Below are 6,460 nucleotides of genomic sequence, written 5' to 3'. Positions count from 1 at the left end.
ACATTTGGACATCTGAATAGCTGGCGAGGTATTTTTATTCGATGGAATAAGAAAGTTGAAAACTATATAGCAGCAATACAAATTGCCGCTATATTCTATACTTTGAGGCATTTATGAATTTTGGGATAGATTCTAACTTTTATTATCTTAAACGTATCCAGAAAAATTACTAAAATAGTGGAACAGATAACACGCAAAAAAGATGACTCTGCTTAAATAACTCTTGTAAAAAAAAGAAAAAAACCTATACTAAACTCTAAAAATAGAATAATGAAAATTTTATTAATTATTTTTGTAGTGGTTTTTTACTTATGCAAAATATGTCATCGCTGTTTAAAAAATTGCTATTTGCACTATTAGCACTTTCTATTTCTCACAGCCTTGTAGCCATGAAAGATGGACCTACGGCTGTAGAAAAAGCTTTTCGAGAAGAATTTCCTGTAGCACCATCAAAGCCTTTTACTCAAGTCGCTAAAGCCGTATTGGGATCAGGTCTTGTAGCAGTCGGCGGATATCTTCTTAAAAATAACTTAGCAGGCATACAAGCTATTCCAACAGAATTGAGTGTGCAAGCTATAAAGCACAGTGCTCGTGCGCTTAAAGATCAATTTTTACATCTTGATCCTACAGCACAAGGTTTGATATGTGGTGCAACAGCGATGACGCTTTGTGGTCTTGGTTTATTAGCATGGGTCAGGCCGAACCACTTTTGCAAGATCGAAGAAGAAAAAGAATTTAATAGTTTAGTAACAAGTAGTGTGGGTTCTAGTGCTAAACCACTTATACACAGTACTGTTATAGATATAGATAGCTACTTAGCAATAATTGATGATTTTGATTCCTATTTCCATAAAAAAAGTATAAAAAATAATGAGAAATTTCAGGCATTAAAAAGCAAAATTTTAGGCATTAGAAAAAAAATTACAGAGTCTGTAGCGGATATTAATGATAAAAAAAATAAATCTTTTCTATCTTTGTTTTTTTCAAAAATAATAAAAAAGAATAATAAAACTCGTACCCTTTTAAGTGGGAATAAAATTGATAAAAGGATGATTGAAAAAGTTGCTATCTATAACTTCTATGAAGACCAATACAAAGATAATCCTTTATATAATCCTTTCTTTTATATAAAAAATTTGAAAAAGATTCTTTCTAATAACAATAACAATGAACAAACAGATAAAAAAACAGAGGACATGGATATTATAATAGACCATAAGATGAATGGTACTTTTGGTGCTTGTTTTGTATTAAGCGATGATGCAAATGAGAATATTAATGGTTTTTTGAGTAAGATGGAAAATCAGGATTACTTAAACTTGATCGATTTTCATAACGCATTTATAGAAAACATAGGGAACTATGGCTCTTATATTAAAAATAAGTATAATCTTGGATTGGTTACTGTGGATAATTGTACGCTCACTGATAATTGTGAAATAACAATTCCTTTTGTAGGGATAGATTTAGAAGAAGAACCCATATACCAAAATTATATATGGGAAAAATTCACGAACGATAAGTTAAAGAATTACCAAATACTTGCATTTCGTTCAATGCAAATATTGAACGTTCCCCTTAATAATATAAATATCTATTTTACCTATAGAAACACAATAAAAAATATTATTAATACTATGACTATTAGTAATATTGTGAACAACAAAGAAAATCAATTATTATATTCCTTACGGCTTCTTATTAATAAAAAACATGACTTTGAGAATACGAAACTTAAAAAGCCATGTGTTGTTATAAACAATAATGATACATCGTATATAATTTCTAGGATAAGCGAAAAAAAATATACAGTTAGATACCTTTCTGAACTAGAATGGAAGGAAGGCAAGGAAGAGGAGGAGTTTGAATTCCTCCTTGCTGATGATGAAAAAACACTTGCAAAAAGCGTTATGGATAGTATTTTAATTTTAAAAAAAATATCTATATCAGCTGCAGGAAAAGATGATCTCTCAGATTTTTCAGATGATTCGGATTTTTCAGATGATTCAGATTTTTCAGATGATGATGAAGAGAATGATTCAAATACTAAAGATGACTAATAGACTGATGAACATACAAAAGAACAGATAGAATATACAACAGGATTTATGAGTCTTATACAAAAATATAATATTATTTTATTTTCCTTTATAAGCTATACAACCAGTCTCCACGTCTTATTGTATATATATAATCGAATAAATGAAACATGTGCAATGCCATTTGTAAGGGCATGTAAACTGTTATTATACGCATCCCTTATATATATAGAACCAGAAGATATAATACCATCAGGATAGAACTCAACAGTATCATTTTTAAATGTGACTGGCTTACTCAAAATTTTTTTAGGCGCTGTAGGTGGTCCTTTTACACCTGATAAATATCCAAAACTAACTGATTGAGGCAGTTGATACGTTGTGTTATCGTACGTATATGTATTATGAGAAATATCAATATATAACTTTTGTTCTTGCCTGGTTGCCATTGCCTTATGTTGTAGATAGTAACACAGACTATACAAATGATAAAGTTCTGCCCGAGTTATACTACGATGTAAAAAGCCAAAATTTGTAATACTAAGTGTAGTTATTAAAACAAAAAGAACTAATACGATTAATAGTTCAATTAAAGTATAACCCTTATTCAATAACCTCGTGTTCAATAGTTGCAACTGAAAGGACTTCTTCAATAGTCGTTTCCCCCGCTTTAATATGACGTAATCCATCTTCAATTAAAAGCGTCATGCCATTGGCAATTGCCTGTTTACGTAGTTGCGAGGTATCAGCACGTGCCATAGTCAAACGAGCTATATCAGGAGTCATTGCCATTAACTCAAAAATTGCAATACGCCCTTTATACCCCGTACCACCGCATTCTTCACATCCATGTGCTTCATAAAATGAAATCATATCCGCTTCTTGTTGTGAAAGTCCCATGTTACGCAATAAATCTGCTGATGGCTTGTGTGCCTTTTTGCATATATTGCATAATCTACGCACAAGCCGTTGCGCCATTGCAAGCACAATTGATGATGCAATTAAAAAAGGCTCAACGCCCATATCAAGCAAGCGGGTAATAGTTGCTGGTGCACTGTTGGTATGTAGCGTACTGAGCACCAGGTGACCTGTAAGCGCTGCTTGAATCGCAATTTGTGCTGTCTCTTGGTCTCGCGTTTCACCAATCATTACAATATCTGGATCTTGCCGCAGAATTGAACGCAACGCGGCGGCAAATGTTAATCCAACTTTTTCTTGCACATGTACTTGCCCAATACCGGGTGTTTGATACTCAACCGGATCTTCTACAGTAATAATATTAACATCAGGTTTGTTCAATTCGCCAAGTACACAATATAACGTACTTGTTTTACCAGAACCAGTAGGCCCGGTAACATAAATAATACCATTTGGTTTACCAATCGAATCAGCAATAAGTTGAAGATCGCGATCGGAAAAACCAAGATCCTTTAATTTTCCAAAGGTACGTGATTTATCCAAAATACGCATCACAATACGTTCACCAAATGCAACAGGTAATACTGAAACACGAATATCGTATGGTTTACCGGCAACCTTAATATCAATTCTACCATCTTGTGGAATACGTTTTTCTGCAATATTAAGATTTGCCATAATTTTTATACGAGAAGCAAGCGCACCCTGAATTCGTTTAGGCGGCGTCATAATATCGTACATTACTCCATCAATGCGGTAACGCACACGTACTTCTTTTTCAAACGGTTCAATATGAATATCAGAAGCACCACGCTTAGTCGCCTGCAATAGAATGTTGTTAACTAATTTAATAATCGGTGCCTGGTCGGCTATTGCAGAAATATCTTTTTCATCAATTGAGCGCAAATCCACTTCACCAAGCTCTTCTTCTTCTTTGCCAAGCTCCTCAATTGCTTTTTTTGCACCCTCAAGCGGATAAAAACGATTGAGTGCATCAATAATGATATGTTTTGTAGAAACAACATAACGAGCACCGCCACCAAGTAGCATATTCAATTCGTCTAATGGCTGAAAATTAACTGGATTATCAGTTACAATAGTCAACTGGCCATCAATAAGTAACGGCATAACCACATTATCTCGCAAAAAAGTAAGTGGTACTTTGGCAAGTATATCAAGATCTGTCATTGCTTCAGAAATCAATTCAATATAATCAGTATGAGCATATTGGGCAAATGCATGTGCAAGTTGCACCTGAGTAATCATATTTTTTTCTAAAAGATATGTATGCAACGCTTGGCCTGTTTGTGCAACGGCTTCCATGCTCTCTTCGAGTTGCTCTTTAGTAATTACACCAGCAACAACAAGTAAATCACCTATATTTTGGGGCTCAGGACGCGGATTATTTTGCGCCATAACAATACCTTTCCTATATTATAGGTTTCACCATAACACACTCTCAGGTAATACGGTAGTATTTTGGTTGTATTTTTTGTTATTTGGGGTAGTCTTTTTATAAAGGTATTTTCTACAGATTTTGTAACAAAAAGTATAAAGTTTATATGAAAAAAGCACTTCTCGCTATTATACTTCTTATTTTTCTTCCATCATGCTTTGGCAAACTTATTAAAAAACGCAAAACAATCAGTGCCATGGATTATAATGAGCTCAAAAAACGCAAAATACAACTAACAAAAAATAAAGATACTGAAGGAACAATCAAGTATCTGCAAAAAATGATTCCGCTATGCCAAGACTTAAAAGAGCTGCGCGATATTATGCTTGAGCTTGCTGACTTATTATTTGATACAGGAAAATTGCAAGAGGCAGAAAAACTGTATCGCGAGTTTAGCAAACTATATCCAAGTGATGTAAATACTGAATATACATTATATAAAGCAATTCTATGTTGTTTTTATAAAACACTAGATACATCACGAGATCAAACCAAAACGCAAGAAACTCTTGAACTTGTTGACCAATTTCTTGAAAGGGAGAGGGTATTCACACACTATACAGCTGAAGTAAAAAAAATTGGCTCTACCTGTAATCAAAAGCTTGCTGAAGCGCAGCTAAGCGTTATTGATTTTTATATAAAGCGCGGTAATTATCAAAGTGCACATCACCGTATTGCCAATGTAAAAAAAGAATTTTTGTCAGCAGTTCCAGAAATAGAAGTGCAGTTGCTTCATTTTGAATATAAATTAGCTCATGCACAACATAATGCTGAGCAACTCAAGAAAATACAAACAGAGTTAACAGAAAAATTCCCCGAGCATCCATTCACGCTCGCTGCAAGTGACACGATAAAAAAAACATCGTTGTTTAAAAGATTTTAGAAAATGACTGATACATCAACCACTGTACACTTTTTTAAACGAGTAACAAAAGATATAAAGCAGTTTGGTCAGCAAGCGGAACAAGCTGTTGCTCATGCATTGTGCAAAAATGGCTTTACTATTCTTGCGCAAAATTATTCAGTACGCGGCGGAGAAATTGATATAATTGCCGCAGATAAGGACACAGTTGTATTCATTGAAGTAAAAGCGCGTCGCACTAATTATTTTGATATTGGGCATGTCATTACACGGCAAAAACAGCGTAAAATTATACAGACAGCACAATTATTTTTAGCAAAACATCCCCAATTATATAACAAAGTCTGCCGCTTTGATGTTGCACTAATTGAACAAACTGAACCACATACACACGTTACCTATATTGCGGATGCCTTTAATCTATAATAAATTCATCTCAGTAATCGGTATTTCTGATATCTTAGAATACACAGGAGTATAATGAAGGCAGAATTTATACAAACATTCATAAAGCGAGCTATTACTGCAAGTCTATTACTTTCTTTTTTTCTTACTGTCTTCTTTTTCCTTCCGACCTACGTACTTTCAGTGATTTTTGTTGCATGTGCAACATATATTATTGTAGTTGAATGGCGCAATTTTTTTGATCACCAATCATGGATTTTTTGGGTATTGCTACCAGTATATCCACTTTTTTCTTTTTTGCTGTTGATACTACTCAATCAAGATGAACACGCTCGGTATTTATTATTACTGATGCTTGCGTTAGTCAATAGCTTTGACAGCGGTGCATATTTGATTGGTTCGCTTTTTGGTACATACAAAATCGCACCACGTATTAGCCCAGGTAAAACATGGGAAGGCACTATTGGCGGCTTTATTATCTGCCTTTTTACATTATTTTTTATTGTTTATTTTGTTTCTACACAAAATAGTGGCTTTCTCACTATTGCTATACGTATAGGAATAATCGGTATTAGTGTTGGTCTACTATGCTTCTTTGGCGATTTGTTTGAATCATTTCTAAAAAGACGTGCTGGCATCAAGGACTCTGGCACTATATTTCCTGGCCACGGCGGTCTGTTAGACAGGTTTGATAGTATTCTGTTTGTAATCGTATTTTTCTATTTTTTTAGAAACTGGCTCATTTCTATCTTTTAGGAAGGCTTTTAATATTATTTGTGC

The 6,460-nt window shown here is 33.9% G+C and carries 6 protein-coding genes; 4 read left to right on the top strand and 2 right to left on the bottom strand.

Going from position 1 to position 6,460, the window contains the following annotated elements:
• The first annotated feature begins 311 nt into the window (after positions 1-311).
• Positions 312-2,060, top strand: coding sequence for a hypothetical protein (locus KC460_03500; protein ID MCA9770410.1), 1,749 nt, complete (start codon positions 312-314; stop codon positions 2,058-2,060).
• A 95-nt stretch (positions 2,061-2,155) separates the two neighbouring features.
• On the opposite strand, the gene KC460_03495 is transcribed toward KC460_03500, so the two are convergent.
• Complete coding sequence (locus KC460_03495; protein MCA9770409.1) at positions 2,156-2,650, bottom strand: prepilin-type N-terminal cleavage/methylation domain-containing protein; 495 nt, start codon at positions 2,648-2,650, stop codon at positions 2,156-2,158.
• Positions 2,643-4,373, bottom strand: coding sequence for a type II secretion system ATPase GspE (gene gspE, locus KC460_03490; protein MCA9770408.1), 1,731 nt, complete (start codon positions 4,371-4,373; stop codon positions 2,643-2,645). Before gspE ends, KC460_03495 begins: the two co-directional genes overlap by 8 nt.
• Before the next feature lie 146 nt (positions 4,374-4,519).
• Between gspE and bamD the strand changes: the two genes are divergently transcribed.
• The 3 genes from bamD to KC460_03475 are packed head-to-tail and all read left to right on the top strand — an operon-like array spanning position 4,520 to position 6,436.
• Positions 4,520-5,296: an outer membrane protein assembly factor BamD gene (bamD, locus tag KC460_03485; protein MCA9770407.1), complete on the top strand. Its 777-nt coding sequence runs from the start codon at positions 4,520-4,522 to the stop codon at positions 5,294-5,296.
• Positions 5,297-5,299: 3 nt separating this feature from the next.
• The gene (locus tag KC460_03480; GenBank protein ID MCA9770406.1) at positions 5,300-5,701 is read left to right on the top strand and encodes a YraN family protein; all 402 of its coding nucleotides are present in this window, start codon (positions 5,300-5,302) and stop codon (positions 5,699-5,701) included.
• Between the two features lie 54 nt (positions 5,702-5,755).
• Positions 5,756-6,436 (top strand): phosphatidate cytidylyltransferase, encoded by a 681-nt coding sequence (locus KC460_03475; GenBank protein ID MCA9770405.1) that lies wholly within the window; start codon positions 5,756-5,758, stop codon positions 6,434-6,436.
• The last annotated feature ends 24 nt before the right edge of the window (positions 6,437-6,460 follow it).

This window comes from Candidatus Dependentiae bacterium (assembly GCA_020431705.1).
Taxonomy (GTDB): domain Bacteria; phylum Babelota; class Babeliae; order Babelales; family Vermiphilaceae; genus JAGQHQ01.
This window is presented reverse-complemented; position numbering and strand designations above follow the sequence as displayed.